Source organism: Microbulbifer sediminum (genome assembly GCF_021729035.1).
GTDB lineage: Bacteria > Pseudomonadota > Gammaproteobacteria > Pseudomonadales > Cellvibrionaceae > Microbulbifer > Microbulbifer sediminum.
This window is the reverse complement of the sequence record NZ_JAJSAP010000001.1, coordinates 600075-624253: the sequence shown is the minus strand read 5'-3', so window position 1 is coordinate 624253 and position 24179 is coordinate 600075. Positions and strand designations below refer to the sequence as shown.

Sequence of the window (24179 nt, the reverse complement as noted above, 5' to 3'; positions counted from 1 at the left end):
GCGTCAGGCCGGTTGTTGGCGCGAAAACAGGTGCATGCCCAGATAGCCGAGCCCAATAGCGAAGGGGAGTGTGGCGACTGCCAGCAGGGCATACATGGCCTGATTGCTGGGGTCGGGGACGAAGATGCCAAACGCGGCGATTCCTGCGGCAACCGCTATCCAGACGATGGCCCGCCGCAGGTCCTTCAACGGGTGGGGCTTCTTGTTGGCTCCCAGGCGCTCAATCAGGTCCGGTGTCAGCTCGACGCCCTTCTCCAGCGCCAGGCGCAGGGTGTTCTGGATTTCCAGGTTCTTTTTGGCGTGGAAATTCAAAACCAGCCACAGTGAGACCCCGATCAGCAGGAAGACCCCGAAGGGGACCAGGAGTGCAAGAGTTGATTCGTTCACGGTGTTCTCCGTCTTTTTCTTTGTCGTTAACTATTTGCCCATGCAGTCGGTATGATGCATCGACAAGGCAATCTGGATGCACCCTCCGTCAGCTGGGCCATCGGGAACCGGATTTTCTCACCGCGCTACGCCCAGGGAACAGATAGTAAAGGAAACCAGAGCAGCGATGCGTTATGTGTCCCGGTTACTGCCACTGCTATTACTGGCCATGGCGCCCGTCGCCCTGGCCCAGGAGAGGATTGCGTCGCTCAACCTGTGCCTGGACCAGCTGCTGCTGGAGTGGGTGGCGCCGGAGAAAATTGTATCGGTGACCTGGCTGGCCGGCGATGACCACTATCGCCGCGGGCCCCTGCCGGAGGGGTTGCACCTGAACCGCGGGCGGGCGGAAGAACTGCTGAAGCTGGGCCCCGACCTTGTACTGGCAGGGCAGTACGGTGCCGGTCGCGCGGCGTCGCGCCTGCACGAGCTGGGGGTGCGGGTGGTCAAGATCCCCGACGCCTACAGCCTGGAGCAGCTGTTGCAGCAGCTGCAGGCATTGCGCTCGGTACTGGGTAAGAACCCGCCGCTGGAGGTCCACTATAACAAGCTGCAGTCGCTGCTTGCGCTACAAGCGCCGGCAGTGGCGAGCGGAAAAACCGGCGAGACACCAACCGCATTGATCCTGTCAGCGAACAATATTACGTACGGCAGTGGCATGCTGGAGCACCAGCTGCTGGAACGCGCCGGTTTCCGCAACCTGGCTGCCGAACAAGGCGCGCAACAGCTGCAGAAGGTGAGCCTGGAAGAGGTGATTGCCGCGCAACCGGACCTGCTGGTGTTGTATGGCGGCGAAAAGGACTTTGCGCTGGCGCACCTGGCAACGCGCCACCCGGTAATCCGGCGCTATATAGAGCGCGGCCGGGTGTTTACGTTGCCGGCAGAGCTGGGTTTTTGCCCGGCGCTGGTGGCCGGGGAGACCCTGGAAAAACTCACGGAAAAGAGAGCAGAGTTTGTTGAATCGCAGTAACGCAATACTGACGCTGATAGTGCTGGCCCTGCCGCTGGCACTGATCGGTGCCCTGGCCAGCGGCCCGGTGACCATCGACCTGGGCAGCGCGCTGGCCAGTGGCTGGCGCGGCGAAGGAAGCGATGCGGTAATCCTCTGGCAGTTGCGTATGCCCCGGGCCCTGCTGGCCATGGTGGTGGGTGCCGCGCTGGGCATGGGGGGGGCTGCCATGCAGGGCATGCTGCGCAACCCGCTGGCGGAACCGGCGTTGCTGGGGGTGAGCAGTGGCGCGGCGCTGGCGGCCATACTGCTTCTGTACTACGGGCTGGCCTGGCAGGCGGGCTGGCTGTTGCCGCTACTGGCGATTGGCGGCGCATTCGCGGCGGTGGCCTGTGTCTGGTTGCTGGCCGGCCGCGGCGCCAGTGCCAGCCGGCTGGTACTGGCGGGGGTGGCTATCAATGCCTTCCTTTCGGCCCTTATGGCGCTGGCCCTTAATTATGCCCCCAGTATGTTTGCCATGCAGGAAATCGTCTTCTGGCTGCTGGGGTCGCTCGCCAATCGCGGCTGGGACCAGCTTCTGCTGGCCTTCCCCTTTGTCGCAGTGGGGGCGCTGCTGCTGTTCAGTGGCCGCAATTACCTGCGGGCGTTGTCACTGGGTGAGGCGAGCGCGGTTTCACTGGGCTATGGCGGGCGCCGCTATCCGCTGGCCATCCTGCTGGGCATAGCCGCGGCGGTGGGCGCCGCGGTAGCAGTGGCCGGCACCATCGGGTTTATCGGCCTGGTAGTCCCGCACCTGGTCCGGCCACTGGTCCGGCAAGATCCGGGCCGGTTGCTTTGGGCCAGCGCGCTTGCCGGCGCACTGTTGCTTTTACTGGCGGATATCCTGGTGCTTAACTTTATTGGCGCGCAGGAGCTGCGCATCGGTGCGGTGACCGCGTTTATCGGCGCTCCATTTTTCTTCTGGTTGATCGTGAGCGCACGTCGGGCGGGGACACTATGAGGAACTCTACCCTGGTGGTTTCCTGTCACGGGCTGGCTGTTGAGCGTCGCCGCGAGCGGGTTATCGAGGGCTTCAGCTGCAGGCTGCAACCGGGAGAGCTCACTGCGGTGGTGGGCCCGAACGGCGCGGGCAAGAGCAGCCTGTTGCAGGCGCTGGCCGGAGTGTTGTCCCCGGCCGCCGGGCGCATTGATTTCGGGGAGTTGGACTCGGCAGCAATCCCTGTTGCCAGGCGCGCGCAGTTATGTGCCTATCTCCCCCAGGCGGAGGTGCCCGCCTGGAGCCTGGCGGTCCGCGATTTCGTAGCCCTGGGACTGCTGCCCTGGGGGAAACGGGTGGACCGGCAGCGGCGGGTGGCGGCGGCGCTGCGGCAGGTGGATGCCCGGGGTTTTTCCGAACGCCCGGTGACGCAACTGTCCGGGGGTGAGTTGCGCCGGGTACAGCTGGCGCGGTTGCTGGTGGGCGAAGCGCCATTTCTGGTTGCCGACGAGCCCACAGCGGCGCTGGATATCCGCCACCAGCTGCAGCTGATGCAGAACTTTCGCCGACAGGCAGACAGCGGGCGCACGGTGGTGCTGGCGCTGCACGACCTGGCGCTGGCGGCCCGCTACTGTGACCGAATCCTGCTGCTTGAGAGGGGACGCCTGCGGGCCGAGGGCGTACCGGCGGATGTTCTCAAGCCAGAACTGATCGGTGAGGTTTACGGTATCAGCTGCGAGCTCCGCTGGCGTGACGGCGTGGCGGATTTTGTACCGCTGGACCTGCTGTAGCCCCAGGCGCTTCACTGTTATACTGCCGCCCGCTTTGGGTGCCCGGCAGTGTCTTTTCCCTCGGTAGGAATTGCGCTTGGTCGGGTTAAACGGGAAGTCCGGTGAACTGGTTACAGTAATTCCGGCGCTGCCCCCGCAACGGTGAGCCGCTACCGCGGTAAGCCCGATACCGGCCCTCTGCATTCGTAGGATAAAGCGGAGGGCTTTGTCTGGTCTGTGCAAGGCGATCCTGGAAGCCCGCTTCCGGTCCCTGTGGTACGCACCGATTGCACTCACCCTCCCTCAATCCGTCCTTCTTCGAGATTGGGGAATCACTGTGAACAAAACTCTTCTCCCTGCGGCGGTCCTGCCATTGTTGGCTGCCGCCAGCCAGACCGTGTCCGCCGCTGACAGCGGTGAACTGGAACAGATGTCCGTTACTGCCAGCCGCGTGGAAATACCTCGACAGGAACTGGGGGTATCGGTATCGGTCGTTACCACTGCCGATATCGAACGGCTGGGCTATGCCAGGTTGCTGGATGTCCTCCGCAGCCTGCCGGGAATCGCTGTCAGCAATAACGGTGGCGCCGGCAAAGTCAGCAATCTCTACCTGCGCGGCGAGAGCAATTACCGCACCCTGGTGTTACTGGACGGTGTCAATATTGCCGACCCTGCCAATACCCAGGTGGCTACACAGTTCCAGCACCTGCTGGCGGGCGATATCGAGCGCGTGGAGGTCCTGCGCGGCCCGCAGGGCATGATGTATGGCGCTGGTGCCGGCGGCGTAATCAATATCATCACCAAAAAAGCTGATGCCCCGCTTGGCGCATCCCTGGCGGTCGAGGCGGGGCGCTACGGCAGTCGGGATACCAGTGCCAGCCTGTATGGCGAGGGTGAGCAATGGGATTACCGCATCAACCTGGGCGCGTTCGACACCGACGGCTACAACAGTCAGGTGGCGGATACCCGCGGCGAACGGGACGGCTATCGCAATCGCACTGCCAGCGCCCAGCTCGGGTACCAGCCCAGCGAAAGCCTGGCCCTGCGCGCGCAGGTGCGCCATACCGACACCGAGTCGGAGTTTGATGGCTGCTTCGCCGGCTTTTCCACTTCCAATGATTGCCTCGACGAATACACCCAGGGCAGCTATCGCCTGAGTGCCGACTACCGGGTTTCCGGCATCTCCAACCAGCTGGCGGTGGCACGACAGGAGATCGAGCGGGACAGCATCGCGGTGGGAGCCAGTACCTTTGCTGTTGATGGTGGTATCGACGAACTCAACTATGTGGGCAACACGGCACTCGCCGGTGGCGAGCTGCTTTGGGGGGCGGAGTACGAGCAGCAGGAATTCTCCAGCGCCTTCGATGCCCGGGAACTGGACAGCCTCGGAGTCTTCAGCGAATGGCGGGCCGATCTGGGCGGGGCAGTTCATTACTCTGTCGGTATTCGTCGCGACAGCCTGGAAACCGGGGGGCACGATAGCTGGCGTAGCTCCATCGCCTATCCAATCCTGTTGGGCAACCATAGCGAAGCCAAACTGCGAGCCAGCTACGGCACCGGTTACCGGGCACCCAGTCCGTTTGAGCTGGCGTACAACGTTGGCGAGGGGGCTGCGCCGGTGGGGCCGGAAACCAGCCATGGCTATGAACTGGCTGGCGAATACCGGCTTGCCGGGCGGCTGCAGCTGGAGCTGGTGTATTTTGACCAGCAGATCCAGGATGCCATCATCTTTGACTACAGCCTGGGGAATTCCGGTTTCGGTGCCTACGGGCAGGATGATGGAGAAAGCCGCTCCGAGGGGATCGAGCTGGCCCTGTCGGGCACCCTTGCGGACAGGCTGGACTGGTACTTCAACGGAACCTTCCTGGATGCCGAAAGCGCGGATGGTAACCAGCGCCTGCAGGTGCCGCAGCAGGTCTACAACCTGGGCGGCAGCTATCGCCTGCTGGGGGAGCGGCTCGCGCTGGGGGCAAACTGGCGGCGGGTGGCAAACCGGCTGAGCCCGAACCCGGATTTTTTCGGTCCTGCGGTCGCCCTGGATGATTACGGCGTTCTCGACCTGAAGGCCTCCTTCCGGGTCTCCGACTCGCTGCAACTGAACCTGCGTGGTGAGAATGTCCTCGATGAGGATTACCGTGAAGTGGCCGGCTACAATACGGCCGGGGCGGCGGTTTATGCCGGGCTGGAGCTGACGCTCTAGGCCCCCAGCTGTCACCATTGCCGGGAGGCGGTCGCGGTCAGCGGCCGCCGCCTGTGCCATGGCGAGTAATTTATAAAAGCGGGGTTTTGTCCATGAGCGATTCGGACACAGGTAAAAAGGCCGAGCGCCACAAGAAGCGCATGCAGCAACGCAAGGAAATTGTCGATGCCGGTGTCGCGAAAGCACTGGAAGAGCGCGGTATCGTCATCCTTTATACCGGCGACGGAAAAGGCAAGACCACTGCGGCGGTGGGCACGGTAACCCGGGCCCTCGGCTATGGCTACAAGGTCGTTGTGGGGCAGTTTATCAAGGGAGCCTGGGAGTGTGGGGAGAAAAACCTGCTTACCGGGCTCCCTGCGGAACGCTGCCCCTTGCAGTGGCATGAAATGGGTACCGATTTCACCTGGGAAACTCAGGATTTCGAGGCTGACAAGGCAGCGGCACTGGCGCTCTGGGAAAAACTGCGGAACGCCCTGGAGGATGCATCGGTTTACCTGGTTGTCCTGGACGAGCTCACTTACGCGCTCAATTACAAATGGCTCGATCGCGATGCCGTGACTGAAGCGATTGCGAACCGCCCGCGGGAACAGTCGGTGATTATCACCGGCCGTGGGGCGAAGCAGTACCTGAAGGATGTCGCCGATACGGTGACGGAAATGCGCGCGGAAAAACACGCCTTTGAGGCGGGCGTTTCCGCGCGTAAGGGGATTGAGTGGTGAGTTTTCCGTTGTCTGAGCTCCCCGCGACAAGCGTGTTGTCACGGGGAGCTGCAGTACACGACAAGGTTAGAGTTTCCAGTTGAAACGCATTCCCGCCGTCCGCGGCTGGCCCCAGACGCCGTAACCCCAGTCGCTGCCCAGGGTGTTCTGGTAGGTGAAATACTCCTCATCTGCCAGGTTGTTTACAAAAGCCTGTACGCTGTAACGCTCTGACGGGGAGTACCAGCTGAGGCTGGCATTGGCCAGGCCGTAAGCTTTGTGCAATGAGTAGGGATCATTCTCGATCTGCAGGTAGTGGTCGTCCTGCCAGGAGTAATCACCCTGGAATACCAGCTCGCCGGACCCGCCCAGGCTCTGGTAGTAACGGGCCACCAGGTTGTAGGTGAATCCGGGGGCCGAGGGCAGCTCATTGCCATCCAGGGTATAGCTGTCCCCGGCAACAAAAAAGATCTGCTCGGAGTCGAACCCGGTGGAAAGCCAGCCGGCACCGGCGATCACCTCAAAATTATCGGTGATTGGTGCCGTCAATTCGATTTCAGCCCCGGTGCCGTCCACATCCCCCGCATTGGTGATCACACTACCATCCGCCACCGTCAGGAATACCTGTGCCTGGTAGTCTTCCACCGTGTAATGGAAGGCTGCCGCGTTAAGCCGGTATACCTCTGCCAGGGTGGTTTTCAGTCCCACCTCGAAGTTGGCGATTTCCTCGGCACCCACCGGGCGGGTGGCTTCAAGAGAGGCGTTGTAGCTGCCGGAAAACCCGCCGCTCTTGAATCCTGTGGAGAAGCTGGCATATGCGAGCGTGTTATCGTCCGGGCGCCAGTCGAGACCCAGGCGGCCTGTGGTGGCACTTTCGCTGAGGCTGTCGCGTACCGAAAGAGGGTCGTAGAAGCTGGGGCCGGATTCCTGGGAAAACTGCCGTTCCTCTTCCGTATAGCGAAGGCCACTTACCAGGGTCAGCGTGGGTGCAAGGTCATATTCCACCTGGCCGAACAGTGCCCAGGATTCGCTGTCGAGGGCGACGATTTCCTGGTGCCAGAGGCCATCGGCGGTTGTGGGGGCTTCCGTGACCAGTCCGCGGTCATCCTTATAGTAATAAAAACCTGTGACCCAGGTAACGTTGTCAGTGGCACCGTCCAGCCGTAATTCCTGGGTATATTGCTCGGCGTCCACCGCATACTGTTCGTCGAACCAGACCACTTCGGTGCCGTCGCCATCATCCTGGAGGAACTTGTCCAGCTCTTCGTAGGCAGTGATGGAGGTCAGGGTGAAACTCTCGAACTCCCAGTCGAGGGTGGCGGATGTGCCGTACGTGTCTATCTGGGTGATCAGGCCGTTGGCGGCGCCGCTGGCTACGTGTTCGGGATCAAATTTACCGTCCACTGCTTCTACACCGGTAAACCCGAAGGTATTGCTGGTACAGCCGCCATCCTGGATACGGGAAATCGGGCAGGTTGCGGCACCCTCACTACCCTCTTCCAGGTAACCCATGTGGGCGAAGCCGACTGAGTTCTGGTCTGCCTCGCTGCCGTGAAAATTAAGCAGCAGGCCACCGCTTTCTCCGAGATCAAAGTCGAGCTGGGCGCGGTAGCCAAAGCTGTCCGTGTCATTGAGCTTGTCGCCGGTTACGGTATTGGTCTGCCAGCCGTCGTTGGTGGTGCTCTTGAACGCGAAGCGCCCGCGCACGCCCTCTGCCAGGGCGCCACCCACAGCTCCCTCCAGAATCTGCTCCGAATAGCTGCCGAGGCTGGCACTCGCGCTTGCGGTAAATTCGTCGGTGGGCTTGCGGGATACGTAGTGCATCAGGCCGCCGGTTGTGTTGCGGCCGTAAAGGGTACCCTGGGGCCCACGCAATACTTCCACCCGTTCCAGGTCGAACAGCTGGATTGCAGACCCGGCGGGGTTGCCGCGATAGACGTCATCCACGTAGATGGACACAGGTGATTCCCAGGAATCGGAAAAATTCACCAGGCTGATACCGCGCAGGCTGACCGAAGGACTGGAAGCTTCGCCAAAGATGGCGAAGAAATTCATGTTGGGTACCTGCTGGGTAATATCCAGGCCCTCTTCGAAACCCATTTTCTCGATGGCATCACCGGAAAATGCGCTGACAGCCACCGAGACATCCTGCATGGACTGCTCGCGTTTCTGGGCGGTGACCGTAACCTCTTCGAGGACCGATTGCTGCTGTGCCATGGCCGGTCCCGCTATTGCCACGGCCAGCAATGTCGGGGCAAATCGGCTGCCGGAGATACAGCGGCGGATGGCATGGGCCAGGGGGGCGGGGGAACGATGCATAGTACTCTCCTTGTCGTGCATTAATTATTTTTTGCAGCGTTTACTTTCTGCTTTTTGTACTTTGCCAACGCTATTACAGTCGGTTACAGCTGAGCGAATACTGGGGCACGCGTCTGCAACGGATACAAAGTTTCCAGTAATGGACTGCAGAGAAGGATTTGTCTGTTGTTCTTGTTGGTGAACAGCGATTGGCAGAATCTGGTAGCGCAGGGATTTCAGGCGCTGCGCCCCGAACAGGCACCCTTGTTGAGCCAGGCTGAAGATGACTCGATTTCCATTTCGGGTGAAAGAATTATTTCACCATATATAGAATAATCGGCTACCGCAAGGGCGCATAAAAGGAAACTTTATCGCTGAAATGCGACTTTGGCGGGATGGTTTGGTTTTTTGGGGCGCCAGCTATCAGAAGCGATAGCCGATCCCGAGGCTGTAGACAAACGGGTCGATCTCGACCTCGGTTTTGATTCGCGAAACGCCATTGTCTGTTGGGAAGCGAATTTCCGCATCGCTGTCGATATCCAGGTACCAGACCGCCGCATTAAACAGCCAGCGGCTGTCGGGGCCGAATTGCACGTCGACGCCAACCTCACCGGCCAAACCCCAGGAGTCGTCGAGCTCCAGGTCCGATTCAGCCGTAGCACCGAGTCTTCTTTTAAAGTAAGTATTGGCAATTCGTGTGACATCCTCGTCCATGAAAGTGGTGTAGTTGACGCCGAAGCCGACGTAAGGCTGGACCCGGGATTCCACACAGACCGGGAACCACTGTACTGTCAGGGTCGGTGGCAGGTGCTTGATATCCCCCAGGGGAACAGTGCCGATTGAGAGGCCTTCTTCGTCGGGAAGACCGCGGACGTCCAGGTCGTGTTCAAAGGGGGTGGCCAGCAGCAGCCCCAGCCCCCAGTGGTCGACGAAAACCCAGGTGCCGGTAAAGGTGGCTGCATATCCGTCTGCGACCAGTACACGGCTGCCCGGCAACTTCACCCCATTCAGTCTGAGTTCCTCCGACTCGTCGTCCGGTATTGTTGCGCCGACCCCGGCACGCACGATGAAATCACCCTGGCGGTTGTCGGCCAGTACGCCACCACTCAGCAGGGTCGCTGCGAGGCTGCACGCGAGCAGTGTCGTGGGTTTCATCGTTGTTTCGCTCCCTGAAGACTCCGGTTTCCAACCGTCAGTCTAGACACTGCCCGCATCGGCGTTGCCTGTAGCGAAGCATCGGGCGCCAGCCCGGGCTCGGATATGCCATAATCCGCCATCTCAGTAGTCAACTCAGCGGTGAGATAATGAAAATAGGCGTTTTGAAAACAGACGATGTCCGCAAGGAACTGGTGGGTGAATTTGGTGAATACCCCGAGATGTTTGCCCAGCTACTGCGGGACCAGGACCCCTCCCTGGAATTCGTGACCTATGAAGTGCAGCATGGTCATTACCCGGATGACGTTGACGAAGTGGATGCTTACCTGATCACCGGCAGCAAGACCGGCGTTTACGAGGACAAGCCCTGGATTGCCCCCCTGATGGAGTTTGTGCGGAACCTGCGTGAGCGCGGTAAGCCAACCATTGGCATCTGTTTCGGCCACCAGCTGATTGCCCAGGCCCTGGGGGGCAGGGCCCGTAAGTCAGACAAGGGCTGGGGCGTGGGTGTCCACAGCTATGAGCTGCAGGAGACGCCGAACTGGATGTCGGAGCCCCAGAAGCGTTTCAGCCTGCTGGTGAGCCACCAAGACCAGGTCGAGGCGCTGCCCCCGGGTGCGCGGGTGCTGGCATCGAGCGATTTCTGTCCGATGGCGATGGTCCAGGTGGATGAGCATATGCTCACCTTCCAGGCCCACCCGGAATTCACCAAGCCCTACTCAAACAGCCTGATGGAATTACGCCGCGAGGCTTTCGGTGAGGATGTGGTGGAAAAAGGGCAGGCTTCACTGCAAAACGATATCCACGAGAGCACCGTGGCCCGTTGGATGCTGGAGTTCCTGCGGAATCAGTAAGCTGGCTCCGCCACAGTAGTAGGGGTGGCCCGTGGCTGCTCCTACCTACAGATCACTTCCACTTGATATTGCAGCCCACGGACGGTACCTGTTCCAGTTGCGGCTGCTCCCCTCTCAAAACTGCATCTGAGGCGGCACGAAGGTCACTGCCATCCACAGGCTCTTCGTTGCCCGGGCGGCTGCTGTCGAACTGTCCCCGGTAGGCGAGCCTGCCTTCCCGGTCAAACAGGAAGAAATCCGGCGTGCAGGCGGCACCGAAGGCCCTGGCCACTTCCTGGCTTTCGTCCACCAAATAGGGGAAGCGATAGCCCCTCGCGGCGATCTCCTCACGCATCTTTTCGGGGCTGTCATCGGGATGGGTGGCGTAGTCATTACTGTTGATGGCGACGATACCCAGCCCCGCAGGAAGGTATTGCTCCGCAAATTCCGACAATGCTGCAGCGACATGTTTTACGTAGGGGCAGTGGTTGCAGATAAACATCACCAGCAACGGTTTGCCGGAAAACTTCTCACTCGACACGATTTCGCCGGTGGCATCGGGGAGCCTGAATTCTGGCATCGGGGTTCCGAGCGGCTTCATGTTTGAGGGAGTGAGGGACATTACTTCTTCCAGGGTTGGCTGCAATGGCTTGAGAGCCAGCATAGCAGTGGAGCCCGGTGTCTGGAAGCTAGCAGCAGGGCGTTAATTCGCTGATGGCGAAGGTGCCTGTAGCCCCCCCCCGCGCTGGATTTCGGCTTGCGAGCCCGAGCTGGGAAGCCTGAATTCCGGGAGATATCTCGCTGAACTTATGTGACTAAATATGACATTGTCCATAACCTGCAGGCCAAGGTCGCTTTGCAATGTCATCCTAAGTTTGAGCCAAAAAATCATTAATCAGTTTAATTTCAGTGGTTTGTTAGAGGTAGAGGCATAAATAAAGGCTTTTCATGCGGATAAATTTTTTATTAAACCTTGTTGTTCGGTGAAATTTTTTCAAAAAAGGTTTGAGTACGCACTTTGGTTATTCGTTCCAGTTATTGTGTTGGGAATGCGACTGCTGGGGGGCGGTCGCATCCATTCAATAAGAAGTAGATAAACAAACAACAAATGAAAGGGGTCAATATGAGCTCAAATACCAAGCTCAAGAAGCACCTTGCCAAGAGTGTTCTGGCGCTGGCTATCGGCGCTTCTATGGTGAGTGGCGCAGCCATGGCTGCAGGCAACAATACTAGCGGGGGCCTGAAAGGTGTTGTCTCCGTTGGTGAAGCCCAGATCGCAGGGGCCACTATCACTGTAACCAATTCAAAGACTGGTTTGACTCGTACCGTTACCGCTGACGAGAACGGTGCCTTTGTGATGTCCAACCTGCCGGTCGGCACCTATGACGTGACAGCGGTCAAGGATGGCTATCAGGTTACCAAGATCGCTGAAATCAGGGTGCGGCTCGGTTCTGATACTGCCATCGGTATTCCCATGGCGTCAGAGGAGATGGAGCAGGTTGTTGTCGTAGGCAGTGAAATCACGCAGATGGACACTTCTGCAGTGGAGAGCGCACTGAACATCTCTGCCGACGAAGTGAACCGCCTGCCGGTTGCTCACACCATTACCGATGTTGCGCTGCTTGCTCCGGGTACCGTGAAAGGCGATGGAGCCTTCGGCAACCTGGCTTCCTTTGGCGGGGCCTCTGTAGCGGAAAATACTTACTTCATTAACGGTATGAACGTCACGAACTTCCGTAACGGTCTGGGTGGCAGCACCGTTCCGTTCCAGTTCTATGACGCCTTCCAGGTCAAGACCGGCGGCTACTCTGCAGAGTTCGGCCGCTCTACCGGTGGTGTCGTGAACGCAGTGACCAAGAGCGGTTCGAACGAGTTTGAATTCGGCATTTCCTCCTATATGTCTCCGGAGTCGCTGGCTGCCACGAGCCCGAACACTCGTTATGAGGATGGCACCATTTATGATGTCAATGAGTACAACACCTGGGATGATGCGGAAGTAAACCTCTATGCGGCCGGTCCTATCATCAAGGATAAGCTGTTTTTCTCCGCCATGTACTCGCCTCAGCAGAACACTCAGGGATACGCAAGTACAGGTAGCCCGAATCGATTCAACGAGCGTGAAGTCGACACCGATTTCTGGGGCGTTACCCTGGACTGGAATATCATCGACGGACACTCAATGCGGGTCACTGCATTCTCCGATGCACGTGAGATCGTGACTGAAACCTTCGATTACGATTACGAGAACGATAAGAAACTGGAGTCAGTTGGTACTGCGACTGATGAGCGCGGTGGTGACAACCTGATCGTCAACTATACCGGTCAGATCACTGACACCTTCGCCGTATCCGCCATGTGGGGCGAGAACCAGTACAACCTGACCTCGTTCTCATCCAACGATGTGAACTGCCCGATTATTGTTGACCTTCAGTTCTCCAAGCCGGACTGGGATGGCGTTACACCCGGCTGCTGGGTTAACTCCCTGGTTGACCAGGGCGAAGATACCCGTGAAGCCATGCGTCTTGACGCCGAATGGTTTGTCGGGGCTAACCACCAGCTGCGGTTCGGTATTGACCAGGAAATCAACACCTCCGATGCGGCCTCCTTCTACTCCGGTGGCCAGTATTATCGCTACCTCGAGGTTGCCCCGGGCTCTGCACTGGCTAACGGTGCTATCGTTCCTGACGGCGTAAACTATGTGGTCAGAACCCGACAGTTCTCGAACGGTGGCATGTTCGAGACTACCTCCAGGGCCTTCTATGTTGAGGATACCTGGGATATCACCAGCAGCCTGACCGCAGTGCTTGGTCTGCGGAATGAGTACTTTAACAACCAGAACTCCGAGGGTGATTCCTTCATCGAGGTGGATAACCAGTGGGCTCCGCGCCTGGGGCTGTCCTGGGATGTATTTGGTAATGGCGAAACTCGTCTTTTCGCGAACTATGGCCGTTACCACCTGCCGATTGCCAACAACACCAACGTCCGTCTGTCTGGTGCCGAGTCTGATGTGCAGCGTTTCTTCGTTGACGAAGGTCCTCGCGATTCGGTAACCGGCGCGCCGATCAACATTGACGCTGAGCTGATGCCGACCAGCCAGGAACTGGGCTCCGCGCTGGTAAGTGCTGATGGTACTGTGCCGGATACCCGCTCCACCCTGGATACCACCCTGGAGCCGATGTATCAGGATGAGTTCATCATCGGTGCAGAAACCTTCCTGAATGATGACTGGCTGGTAGGCCTGAAGATTGTTCGTCGTGACCTGAGCAGCACCATTGAGGACGTTCTGATCGACCACGCTGTCGCGAGCAAGTACGGTGCCAGCGTTCACCAGTATATCCTGACCAACCCTGGTTCGGATGTGGAAACCTACGCTGATCTTGATGGCGATGGAGAGGTTGAGCCGATCACCCTGTCTGCTGCGGAGATGGAGTACCCGGCTGCCGAGCGTTACTACAACGGCGCAGAGCTGAGCTTTGAGCGTGTATGGGACGGCGTGTGGAGCCTGAAAGGTTCTTACACCTGGTCTCAGTCCTACGGTAATGCCGAAGGCTACGTGAAGTCAGACAACGGCCAGGACGATGCCGGCATTCTGCAGGACTTTGACTTCCCGGCCCTGATGGATGGCGCCAAAGGCTACCTGCCGAACGACCGCCGTCACCAGGTGAAAGTGTTTGGTGCCTATCAGGTAACCCAAGATCTGCGCGTGGGTGCCAACTTCTCACTGAAGTCCGGTCGCCCGGTCAACGCCTTCGGTTTGGGTCACCCTGACTACACCACCTATGATGCTGATGGCAATCCGGTTCCGGGGTCCGCGCCCTACGGTGATACTTACTACCTGTGGGACAGCGGTTCTCAGGAGTATACCCAGGTCGCTCGTGGCGATATGGGCCGTACCGACTGGGTTAGCCAGCTGGACCTGAACGCGGTATACGTGATGCCGATGGCTTCCGGCGAGCTGGAGCTCCGTGCTGACGCATTTAATATCCTGAATGCGGCTTCTGAGCTCGAAAGCTATGAGTTCGCGGAGCAAGAAGTCGGTGTGGCGGATCCCCGCTACGGCCTGACCACCAGCTACCAGCGTCCGTTCTACGTTCGTCTTGGTGCTGCTTATAATTTCTAAGGTTAGAAGTTCTGCTTAGAAGTTATTAGACGGAAACCCCGCCATTTGGCGGGGTTTTTGTTTTTGAGCTTTAGTTATTCGAGAAAGGGCAGATATTGTTTCCCTTGAGCGATGGTCATCCGGGGGATTGGAGTGGACGCGAGCTATAGTTGATCCGGACTATCTAGATTGGCTTGGTGTCGTGAAGGCTTATATCGCTTATTTCTTCGTTGTAATTGCCCTGCTGTTGCAGTCCCCTGCTCATGCCGGGGCTGATAATCCGGCTCTGGGTGGATATGACCCCGTGAGTTATTTCAAGGCATTTCCAGAAAAAGGAAAGCGACGCCTCGTGGCCACGCATGCGGGGACGGCTTACTGGTTTTCCGTGGAGTCTAACCTGGAAGAGTTCAGCTCTAATCCGGAGCGTTTTATCCCACAATATTCAGGGCTTTGTGCCACGAATTATCGTGAAGGCTTTCGGAGGCCCGCGAACCCCTTGATTTACCTTCTTGTGGACGGGAAGCTTTACATGTTCTCGTCGCTATCAGCATTGCAGCGCTGGCAAGTAGAGGGGGTGTCAGGACAGGAGTAGAGGGGCTTCCTTTATCACTTCCCCTTTAGTCATCTTATGTTTTGGGCTGAGCGACCGAGGTTCAGTTGAACAGCGTACTTGCCATTCTGGTGTATTTTTCGACTCCGTAATACAGAAACTCCTGCTCGCAGGAGTAGCTCAGTTTGATTAAGTGGTCGTCGTCACTCTGACAGGCGAGAGCCTTGATCTCCTTCCAACTGCCATTGTCCACCTCCAGCGTCTTTCCGATGATTTCCTTTGGTCCGGTGCTGAGATAGGCGATCACCAGTCCCTCCCAGAAATAGCGCATGGCAGCCTCCGGGTCCGGACAAAAAGGAAGGATCAACCGCAAGGCATGGCATCCGGTTACCCCGTGCAGCAGGGTGAAATCCCTGGTCCCACAGTAAGCGTCGAGTGCAGTTCGCGCGATATCCTGCAGGCTTAACTGGCTGGGCTGTATTGGCGTATCCGCCCATCCGTCCTGACCCGTTACCGCGTGCATGTGGTCACTGATATTTCCGGGTGCCACCTCTATCCGGGGAAAACGGCGCCTTACGTCTTCAATGACCTCGGCGGCAGAAAGATCGGTGTGCTCGTTGCTCGACTCCAGTGTGTAATATTCCAGGTTCCAGTAGGCCAGCCCCATGGCGATTTCCTGCAGGTGCCCGGCGTCGATCCCATAAGCGGTCCGGATCAGGCCGTGGAAGGCCGCGGTGGCGATGGAGGGTAACAGCGGCGGGATTTCGCGGCGCAGGCATTCCTGTACGCCATGTTGCTTGAGCTGCTGCTCATAATATCGCAGCGCACTGGGAAACAGTTCCTCGCTACGCCGGCATGCGGCTATATCCGTAATGGGTTTAAGGGGGCTCGCGGGGCGTAACTTCAGGTGGGGGGTAGATCGATCGAACGCGTACTGAAGTTGTGCGCGTGTGGCGCCCATCTGGTCCAGCGCAATCAGGACCATGGGCAGGTGGTTGGCGAGCCGGTCCCCGTAGTGGACATGGAAGCGGCTCGCTGACTCCAGCAGTTCCGCGCAATATCGGGTAATGGCCATCCGTTCCCTCCCGCTCGGCAATCGATAAAAAAGGCGTTACAGGGCTTCCACGCTGTCGCCCAAGTTTATGGTGTGGCCCGCGGGGTTGCCAAAGACTGGCGTCAGGTTCATGCCAAAATACACCTGTCCATCGGTGCCGCGGCGGTACTTGGCCAGTGTGTGCAGCGGTTCCCTGCGGACCTCACCGGTCAGTGGGTCAAGGCCGGGTATCGCACAGCGTGCGCAGGGGTGGGTGCATTCGAATTCCACCGGTCCGTCGCGGGTATGGACGATCATCCGCTGCCAGTGGTCCTCGGCGAAGGCCGGGCAGCCACTCACCACCAGGTTGGGGCGGAAATTGAACACGGAGACCGGTTCTGCCAGCCGCCGGTTGAGGTCGTCGAGCGAGGCCTGGCCGACGACCAGCAGAGGCGCTGCGTCGGCGAATCCCACCTGCCGGTCTGCGCGCGGCGCGGCCAGCGGCCGCCGGAACTCGGCGCCAATTGCCACCAGCCTCACCTGCGTATGCAGCTGTTCGGTGAGCCACCGGGCGGCAAGGTCGCCTGAATCCCGCGCGACCACCTCATCGTCCCAGACCCTTACCCTTAGCGTTGACGCCCCATCCGCTGGCCGGGCAACCTCTATCGCATCGCCTTTGCGGTTCGCGATGCGAATCCCGCTGGCGGTGATGGAAGCGGTGAGCTGTGCCATGCGCCGGAGCCGGCGTTGGGTGACGAACTGGTTATCGGTATCCACCAGCATCCACCGCCGGTCATCGACGGCACCGAACCGGTCGAGGGCCAGGGCCCGGGTGCGATAGCCCTGGAGTGACTTCACCGGGAACTGGAAAAGATCGGAAATCTGCATAAGGGGGAGTCCTGCGGTCGTGTGCCCGGTAGCGCCGAAGGGCCACAAAAGCCGGTCACCTGCTGCGAACCGGCAGGGCTAGCCTGTCATTCCACGCATTGGTGTCAATATCATTCGGCTGTAGGCAGATGTAATTTGTCTGGCCCGGAAATTCTAATATGATCACAGTCTTGACGTGACATGTGGCCTGCGGCACGGGCGCCTCGTGCTCATGCCGGGTTGCCGGCGCTGGCTGAAAAAATAATAACGGGAAAGTGCGATGCGAGTCGCCGGGATATTGTGGGGAATATTTCTGTTCTGCCTGGCGCTGGATGGCCAGGCAGGGCCGCTGACAGTGGCTCCGGGCCAACAGCCTGTGTCCCTGGCACCACACCTGCGCCTGCTGGAAGACCGCGATGGCTCGCTCGCCTTTGATGAGCTGCGCGACGCCGCCGATGGGCTCAGGCCCTGGAACGAAAACTCTGCCAATTTTGGCTACACGTCCTCGGCCTATTGGGTCGCCTTCACCCTGCGCAACCCCTCCGACCAGGCCCTGCCGCTCCTTATCCGCCAGGACTACCCGCTGATCGATTTCCTGGATTTCTGGGAACCCCGGGACGGTGGCGGCTGGCGGCAGGTCGCGACGGGGGATCGCCGGCCGTTTTCCACCCGCCCGCTGGCCCTGCGCGAATTCGTTTTCCCGGTGACCCTTCCCCCGGCCAGCGAGCGCACCTTCTACCTGCGTTTTGCCACCCAGGGGGCCATGAACATCGGCCTTTCCGTCAGCAGCGAGGTTTCGCTGATTCCGCACCTGACGCTGGAGCAGTTCCTGCTGGGAGTCTATTACGGTGGCTTCCTGGTGCTGGTGATTTACAACCTCTTGCTGTTCCTGGCGGTCCGGGATCCGGCCTACGGTTTCTACATGGGCTACGCCCTCAGTTACAGCCTTTACTTCGGCGCGCTCAACGGGGTCTCTTTCCAGTTCGTATGGCCCGACAACCCCTGGCTTGCCAATGAAAGCCTGCTTGTGCTGCTGGGCCTGAGCATTATCTTCGGAATCCAGTTTGCCCGGACTATCTGCTCCGGGCGCCAGCTGGCACCGCGGGTGGACCGGGTGGCACGCCTGCTGCTGTACCTGACCATCGCCCTGACAGTGATAGCGCCTTTCGTCGGCTACCGGCTGATGGTCACCGTCCTCACCGTACAGGTGCTGCTGTCCAGTGTGCTGATGCTGATCCTCGGCGCAGTAAGCCTCTGGCGCGGATCGGTCCCGGCGCGCTACTTCATGGTCGGCTGGAGCACCTTTCTCGCCAGCGTGATCGTGTATGTGCTGAAGACATTTGGCTGGCTGCCTCACAACCCCTATACCCACAACGCTTTCCAGGTGGCCGCCCTGATTGAGATGGTGCTGCTGTCGCTGGCGCTGGGGGCGCGGGTGCGGGAGATACGCCGGCGGGGCTATACCGACGAACTGTCGGGCCTGTGTAACCGGCGCTTCTTCGAGCAGCGACTGCCGCGGGAGTTCAGCCACGTGGATCGCACCGGCGCCCCGCTGTCGCTGCTGTTCATGGACCTGGATCACTTCAAGGCAATCAACGACCGCTATGGCCACGCCCGGGGGGATGAGGCAATCCGTGCAGTCGGGCAACTGATCCTGCAGCAGACCCGCCGGCCGGTGGTCGCCTGCCGCTATGGGGGCGAGGAGTTCGCGGTCCTGCTGCCGCAGACCGGCGCCGCGCAGGCGCAGGTGCTGGCAGGGCGGCTACTGCAAAAAGTGAAGGAGCTGGGCCTGTTTGACCTCCCTCTGACCATCAGCATCGGGGTGGCGACTTACGATGGCCACAATTTCGATTCGGCCATGCAGCTGTTTGACGCCGCGGACCGCGCCCTATACCGGGCCAAGCAACAGGGGCGCGACCGGGTGCAAATGGGCTTCGCTGGCGCCGAGGCCCTCGGGCTGTCCTGATCCCCGGAGGGCTTTGGTACCTCCAGCAGCCCCGGTAAAATGGCTGCTCATTTTGAGCAGGAATTGGAACGGGGCTTTCAATGGCCGCAGATATCGGACGCGAAATCCCCGGTGGTACGCCCGGCACCCTGCGGCAGCGGTTCGCGCGGCTGGACGGGTTGCTGGCTGCAGGTGCCCAGTGGTGGCAGTTCAGGCCCTTTCATCACCGCCAGTGGTATTGGCGAGACAGTCAGCCGGAACTCTGCCGGGCCCTGGATGCGCTGACCGATGAAGAGCTGGCCTCACTGGAGACGGATATGGAGGCTGCGGGTGCGTGGCTGTCCCCCTGGCTGCCCGCCCGCCAACTGTCTGAGCTCAGCCGCCTGCCCCTGCTCGAATCCCGTGAGCTGCACCCGCCACCGCGCCTGGACCACGGCGTGCCGGGGCGCAAGTGGCAGCAGATCCTGGCCTTTGCCGCCCGCCTGCCGGAGACTCATGCCCCGCTACTGGAATGGTGTGCCGGCAAGGGCCACCTGGGGCGGCTGTTGGCCGCCTGCGACGGGCGGCCGGTGACCAGCCTCGAGTGGCAGGCACGGCTCTGTGAGGAGGGTAGGGAGCTGGCGGAACGCAGCGGTGCTCCCATGCGTTTCGTGCACTGCGATGCGTTCGCGCCGGACGCGGGGCAGTGGGTCGCGGGTTCCGATGCGGTGGCCCTGCACGCCTGCGGCGACCTGCATACGACCCTGATGCGTCACTGGAGTGCCGACGGCGGGCACTCCCTGAGCCTGTCCCCCTGCTGTTACCACCTGCTGCGCGGCGAAGCGTTCGCGCCGCTCTCGGAAACTGCCCGTAACGGGCAGGTAAAGCTCTCCCGCGATGACCTGCACCTGCCGTTACAGGAGACGGTCACCGCCGGTGCCGGCGTACGCCGGCTGCGCCATTGTGAACTGCACTGGCGCATGGCATTCGACGAGCTGCAGCGCGAAGCTCGCGGGGTGGACGAGTACCTGCCGGTACCCAATGTACGCAAGAGCCTGCTGGCCGGCCGTTTTGCGGATTTTGCCCGCTGGGCGGCTGAGTGCCGGCAATTATCGTTGCCGGCGACGATCGACGAGGAATACTGGCTGGAGCGCGGGCTGCAGCGCCGGCACCGGGTGCGGCGCATGGAACTGGTGGCCCATATCTTCCGCCGGCCCCTGGAATTGTGGCTGGTGCTAGACCGGGCCCTGTTCCTCGAAGAGCAGGGGGCGCAGGTAGAGGTGGGCGAGTTCTGCCCACGTGAAATTACGCCGCGGAATATCCTGATCCGGGCGACCCGCTAAGCCGGCTTTCCTTTGGGGTGGGCACAAATAAAAAGGGCGGCCATGCAGGCCGCCCTTTGATCTGTTGTACCTGGAAATCAGGTCTTCAGCTTCTTGTACTGCATCCGGTGCGGCGTGGCGTCTTCACCCTTACGCGCCACGAAGTCCTCGTGGTACTCGGTGTAGTTGCCCTCGAAGAACACCACATCGCTCTCGCCCTCGTAGGCCAGGATATGGGTCGCCACCCGGTCCAGGAACCAGCGGTCGTGCGAGATCACCAGGGCGCAGCCGGGGAAGTTCAGCAGGGCTTCTTCCAGTGCGCGCAGGGTCTCGATATCCAGGTCGTTGGACGGTTCGTCCAACAGCAGCACGTTGGCGCCCTGCTTGAGGGTGTAGGCCAGGTGCAGTCGGCCACGCTCACCGCCGGACAGCTCGCCCACGCGCTTCTGCTGGTCGCTGCCCCTGAAGTTGAAACGGCCCACATAATTGCGTGAACCCACTTCGTAATTGCCGATCTTCAGCATGTCGTGGCCATCGGAGATGGCCTCCCATACGGTCTTGTTGTCGTCCAGGTTCTCGCGGCCCTGTTCGACGTAAGCCACCTGTACGGTCTCGCCGATCTTGATCTCACCGGAATCCGGTTTTTCACTGCCGGTAATCATACGGAACAGGGTGGACTTACCCGCGCCGTTACCGCCGACAATACCGACGATGGCGCCCTTGGGTACCCGGAACGAGAGGTCGTCGATCAGCAGCCGGTCGCCGAAGCCCTTGCTCACATGCTCGAACTCGATCACGTTATCGCCCAGTCGCTCACCCGGCGGAATGTAGATCTCGTTGGTCTCATTGCGGGCCTGGAAATCCTGCGACTGCATTTCTTCCAGCCGCGACAGGCGGGCCTTGTTCTTGGACTGGCGGCCCTTGGGGTTCTGGCGCGCCCATTCCAGTTCCTTCTTCATCGCCTTCTGGCGGGCCTGCTCACCTTTCTGCTCCTGTTCCAGGCGCTTCTCCTTCTGCTCCAGCCAGGTGGTGTAGTTGCCCTCCCAGGGAATGCCATGGCCGCGGTCCAGTTCCAGGATCCAGCCGGCGACATTGTCGAGGAAGTAGCGGTCGTGGGTGATGGCCACCACGGTGCCGTCGAAGTCGTGCAGGAAGCGCTCCAGCCAGTAGACACTCTCGGCGTCCAGGTGGTTGGTGGGCTCGTCCAGCAGCAGCATATCCGGGCGCGACAGCAGCAGGCGGCACAGGGCCACGCGGCGCTTCTCACCGCCGGACAGGTTATTCACGTCGGCGTCCCAGGGCGGCAGGCGCAGGGCGTCGGCGGCCACTTCCAGGCGGTGTTCCAGGTTGTGGGCATCCCAGGCCTGGATCACGTCCTCATATTGCTGCTGCTTCCTGGCCAGCGCATCGAAGTCGGCGTCCGGGTCGGCATAATCGGCGTAGACCTGCTCCAGGCCGGCGAGGGCATCAATGGCCTCGCGCACACCGTCCTCCACATTGCCGCGTACGGTCTTGGCCGGGTCGAGTTGCGGCTCCTGCGGCAGGTAGCCCACTTTGATGCCGGGCATGGCGCGGGCTTCGCCATTATAGTCCTGGTCCACGCCGGCCATGATGCGCAGCAGTGTGGACTTGCCGGCGCCGTTCAGGCCCAGCACACCAATCTTGGCGCCGGGGAAGAAGGACAGGGAGATATCCTTGAGGATTTCACGTTTGGGCGGCACTACCTTGCCCACCCGGTTCATTGTGTAGACGTATTCAGCCATTGATAGAGGGCTTCCTGTAATCGGTTGCAGGATCGGTCAGAAATTGCGCGCAACTTATCAGGTTGCCGGAAAAGTGCAACCGGCCGGCCCGCCAATCCCGCCCTCTGTGGCCCGGCTGACCCGCACGTCGATCTATGGTTAACTGCAGTGAATACCCATAAAGCGAGATGAGAGCAGTACACATGGAGCGAGAAGCGCAAAGCGAGTCACCGGTCACTTTCCGTCGCCACGGCGCCCTGGCGCAGGCGACCCTCAATCTGCCGCGGGCGCTCAACGCCCTCAATCTCGAGATGATTGACCTGTTGTCGGCACAGCTGGAGGCATGGGCCGAGGACGACAGTGTCGCCTGCGTGTGGATTGATGGCAGTGGCGACAAGGCGTTCTGTGCCGGCGGTGATGTGGTGGCGCTGTATGAAGAATCCGCCAGCTATACCGAGGCGACTGCCGGTGAGGTGAGTACCGAGTTCACGACGACGTTCTTCTCGCACGAATACCGGCTGGATCACCGTATCCACACCTTCGAAAAGCCCATCGTGGTCTGGGGAGGTGGCTATGTGATGGGCGGTGGGATTGGCATCATGGCCGGTGCCAGTCACCGTATCGTGACGCCGTCCACCCGTATGGCCATGCCGGAGGTCACGATCGGCCTGTTCCCGGATGTGGGCAGCGGCTGGTTCCTCAACCGTATGCCCGGGCGGCTGGGGCTGTTCCTGGGACTGACCGGGGCCCAGTTCAACGGCAGCGATGCGCTGTTTGCCGGCATGGCCGACCGCATGCTGGCCGACAGCGACCGGGAACGGGCGCTGGAAGCCGTGGCCGGACTGGATTTCACCGGTTCCGCCAAGACGTTCCACCAGCTGGTGAGTGACTGCCTGAAAGACCTGCAGCTGCCTTTAGGAGAGCAGCCGGCCTCCGTGCTCAGGGAGCATTACGACATTATCCAGCAGCTCACCGATTTTCCCACCCTGCCGGGCGTCTGGCACTCCATTACGGGATACGAGGGGGAGGATCGCTGGTTGCAGAAAGCGGCAAAGACACTGGCTGGTGGCTCACCGATGACCCCATGGGTTGTCTGGGAGCAGCTGCAGCGTGCCCGGCACCTGTCGCTGGTGGACGTATTCCGGATGGAGCTGGCCCTGGCAGTCAACCTCTGTAACAGTGGTCACCTGCGCGAAGGGGTGCGGGCACTGCTGGTGGACAAGGATCGCAATCCGCAATGGCAACCGGCCAGGCTGGAGGAGGTGCCCCTGGGCGAGGTGCTGTGCTGTTTCCGCGATCCCTGGCCGGTGCACCCCCTGCGCGACCTGTGATCCCGGTCGCTGGTCCGCAACCGGGCGCGGTTGCGCACAAAACACAGATACAACAATAAGAAGGATGCACAGACATGCAAAAAGTTGCCTTTATCGGCCTGGGTCATATGGGCGGCCCCATGGCAGCGAACCTGGTGAAAGCGGGATTTACGGTTACCGCCTTTGACCTGTCGGAAGCGGCCCTGGTGCAGGCTGAGGCGCAGGGTTGCAAGCGGGGGGGAAGTGCGCACGAGGCGGCGGCCGGGGCCGATGCGGTGATTTCAATGCTCACCACCGGTGAGGTGGTGAGGGGCATCTACCTGGGCGCGCGGGGACTGCTGCAGGCCCTGGATGACGGCACCCTGGTCATTGATTGCTCCACCATTGCCGCCAGTGACGCCCGGCAACTGGTGTCCGCAGCCCGCGAGCGCAGCCTGCCGGCCATCGATGCCCCGGTTTCAGGCGGCACTGCCGCGGCCGAGGCGGGCACCCTGTCATTCATGTGCGGTGGGGATGCTTCTGCGGTGGATGCGGCGCGGCCGCTGCTGGAAGCAATGGGGGCCAACGTCTTCCATGCCGGACCGGCAGGATCGGGCCAGGTGGCAAAGATCTGTAACAACATGTTGTTGGCGATCCATATGATCGGCACCGCCGAGGCCCTGCAGATGGGGGTCGACAACGGCCTGGACCCGAAGGTAGTTTCCGACATCATGCGGGCGAGTTCCGGGGGCAACTGGTCACTGGAGAAGTACAATCCCTACCCGGGTGTAATGGAGGGAGTGCCGGCATCGCGCGGTTACGAGGGTGGTTTCTCGGTACAGCTGATGCTGAAGGACCTGGGCCTGGCGATGGATACTGCTGCAGGTAGTGCTTCCTCGACGCCGCTGGGCGCACTGGCGAAAAACCTTTACCAGCTGCATGGCGGTGATCCGGATAACCAGATGCTGGATTTCTCCAGCATCCAGAACATGTTCCGGCGTCCCGCCGGGGATTAACGGCTCTTTACTTGCGGGACCTGCAGGCCGGGTGT

General features: G+C 60.5%; 19 protein-coding genes and 1 riboswitch. Of the genes, 12 read left to right on the top strand and 7 right to left on the bottom strand.

Annotated elements, in window-relative coordinates:
* Positions 1-3 precede the first annotated feature (3 nt).
* Positions 4-387, bottom strand: a complete 384-nt coding sequence (locus LVD11_RS02545) for a DUF6249 domain-containing protein (RefSeq protein ID WP_237055630.1) — start codon at positions 385-387, stop codon at positions 4-6.
* Between the two features lie 166 nt (positions 388-553).
* On the opposite strand from LVD11_RS02545, the gene LVD11_RS02540 reads away from it, so the two are divergent.
* The 5 genes from LVD11_RS02540 to cobO all read left to right on the top strand — a co-directional run bounded on the left by LVD11_RS02540 (position 554) and on the right by cobO (position 6037).
* Positions 554-1393: an ABC transporter substrate-binding protein gene (locus tag LVD11_RS02540; RefSeq protein ID WP_237055622.1), complete on the top strand. Its 840-nt coding sequence runs from the start codon at positions 554-556 to the stop codon at positions 1391-1393.
* Positions 1377-2372, top strand: a complete 996-nt coding sequence (locus tag LVD11_RS02535; RefSeq protein ID WP_237055620.1) for a FecCD family ABC transporter permease — start codon at positions 1377-1379, stop codon at positions 2370-2372. Before LVD11_RS02540 ends, LVD11_RS02535 begins: the two co-directional genes overlap by 17 nt.
* Positions 2369-3139 (top strand): ABC transporter ATP-binding protein, encoded by a 771-nt coding sequence (locus tag LVD11_RS02530; protein ID WP_237055618.1) that lies wholly within the window; start codon positions 2369-2371, stop codon positions 3137-3139. The genes LVD11_RS02535 and LVD11_RS02530 overlap by 4 nt, the downstream gene beginning before the upstream one ends.
* 23 nt (positions 3140-3162) lie before the next feature.
* Positions 3163-3331: riboswitch (cobalamin riboswitch) on the top strand.
* A gap of 124 nt (positions 3332-3455) precedes the next feature.
* Positions 3456-5318 (top strand): TonB-dependent receptor plug domain-containing protein, encoded by a 1863-nt coding sequence (locus LVD11_RS02525; RefSeq protein WP_237055616.1) that lies wholly within the window; start codon positions 3456-3458, stop codon positions 5316-5318.
* A 92-nt stretch (positions 5319-5410) separates the two neighbouring features.
* Complete coding sequence (cobO, locus tag LVD11_RS02520) at positions 5411-6037, top strand: cob(I)yrinic acid a,c-diamide adenosyltransferase (RefSeq protein WP_237055614.1); 627 nt, start codon at positions 5411-5413, stop codon at positions 6035-6037.
* A gap of 66 nt (positions 6038-6103) precedes the next feature.
* Here the strand turns inward: cobO and LVD11_RS02515 are convergent, their stop codons facing one another.
* Complete coding sequence (locus tag LVD11_RS02515) at positions 6104-8335, bottom strand: TonB-dependent receptor (RefSeq protein ID WP_237055612.1); 2232 nt, start codon at positions 8333-8335, stop codon at positions 6104-6106.
* A 402-nt stretch (positions 8336-8737) separates the two neighbouring features.
* A complete protein-coding gene (locus tag LVD11_RS02510) occupies positions 8738-9469 on the bottom strand; it encodes an OmpW/AlkL family protein (protein ID WP_237055611.1) in 732 nt (243 codons plus the stop codon).
* A gap of 149 nt (positions 9470-9618) precedes the next feature.
* Between LVD11_RS02510 and LVD11_RS02505 the strand changes: the two genes are divergently transcribed.
* Complete coding sequence (locus LVD11_RS02505) at positions 9619-10323, top strand: glutamine amidotransferase-related protein (RefSeq protein ID WP_237055609.1); 705 nt, start codon at positions 9619-9621, stop codon at positions 10321-10323.
* A gap of 52 nt (positions 10324-10375) precedes the next feature.
* On the opposite strand, the gene LVD11_RS02500 is transcribed toward LVD11_RS02505, so the two are convergent.
* A complete protein-coding gene (locus tag LVD11_RS02500; RefSeq protein WP_237055607.1) occupies positions 10376-10882 on the bottom strand; it encodes a thioredoxin family protein in 507 nt (168 codons plus the stop codon).
* Positions 10883-11425: 543 nt separating this feature from the next.
* Here LVD11_RS02500 and LVD11_RS02495 point away from each other — a divergent pair.
* Entirely contained in the window at positions 11426-14422 is a 2997-nt protein-coding gene (locus LVD11_RS02495) for a TonB-dependent receptor (RefSeq protein ID WP_237055605.1), read from the top strand.
* 181 nt (positions 14423-14603) lie between these two features.
* Complete coding sequence (locus LVD11_RS02490; protein ID WP_237055602.1) at positions 14604-14993, top strand: YHS domain-containing (seleno)protein; 390 nt, start codon at positions 14604-14606, stop codon at positions 14991-14993.
* Positions 14994-15054: 61 nt separating this feature from the next.
* Here LVD11_RS02490 and LVD11_RS02485 read toward each other — a convergent pair whose 3' ends face one another.
* Positions 15055-16026 carry a questin oxidase family protein gene (locus LVD11_RS02485; protein ID WP_237055600.1) on the bottom strand — a complete coding sequence of 324 codons (972 nt, stop codon included), beginning with the start codon at positions 16024-16026 and terminating at the stop codon, positions 15055-15057.
* A 36-nt stretch (positions 16027-16062) separates the two neighbouring features.
* Positions 16063-16872, bottom strand: a complete 810-nt coding sequence (locus LVD11_RS02480; protein ID WP_237055598.1) for an MOSC domain-containing protein — start codon at positions 16870-16872, stop codon at positions 16063-16065.
* Between the two features lie 259 nt (positions 16873-17131).
* On the opposite strand from LVD11_RS02480, the gene LVD11_RS02475 reads away from it, so the two are divergent.
* Positions 17132-18817, top strand: coding sequence for a diguanylate cyclase (locus LVD11_RS02475; protein ID WP_237055596.1), 1686 nt, complete (start codon positions 17132-17134; stop codon positions 18815-18817).
* Positions 18818-18897: 80 nt separating this feature from the next.
* Positions 18898-20118, top strand: a complete 1221-nt coding sequence (locus LVD11_RS02470; protein ID WP_237055594.1) for a methyltransferase — start codon at positions 18898-18900, stop codon at positions 20116-20118.
* A 77-nt stretch (positions 20119-20195) separates the two neighbouring features.
* On the opposite strand, the gene ettA is transcribed toward LVD11_RS02470, so the two are convergent.
* Entirely contained in the window at positions 20196-21860 is a 1665-nt protein-coding gene (ettA, locus tag LVD11_RS02465; RefSeq protein ID WP_237055592.1) for an energy-dependent translational throttle protein EttA, read from the bottom strand.
* 167 nt (positions 21861-22027) lie between these two features.
* Here ettA and LVD11_RS02460 point away from each other — a divergent pair, with 167 nt between their 5' ends.
* Both LVD11_RS02460 and mmsB read left to right on the top strand, forming a co-directional pair.
* A complete protein-coding gene (locus LVD11_RS02460) occupies positions 22028-23170 on the top strand; it encodes an enoyl-CoA hydratase/isomerase family protein (protein WP_237055590.1) in 1143 nt (380 codons plus the stop codon).
* A 74-nt stretch (positions 23171-23244) separates the two neighbouring features.
* Positions 23245-24144, top strand: a complete 900-nt coding sequence (gene mmsB / locus LVD11_RS02455) for a 3-hydroxyisobutyrate dehydrogenase (protein ID WP_237055588.1) — start codon at positions 23245-23247, stop codon at positions 24142-24144.
* Positions 24145-24179 lie beyond the last annotated feature (35 nt).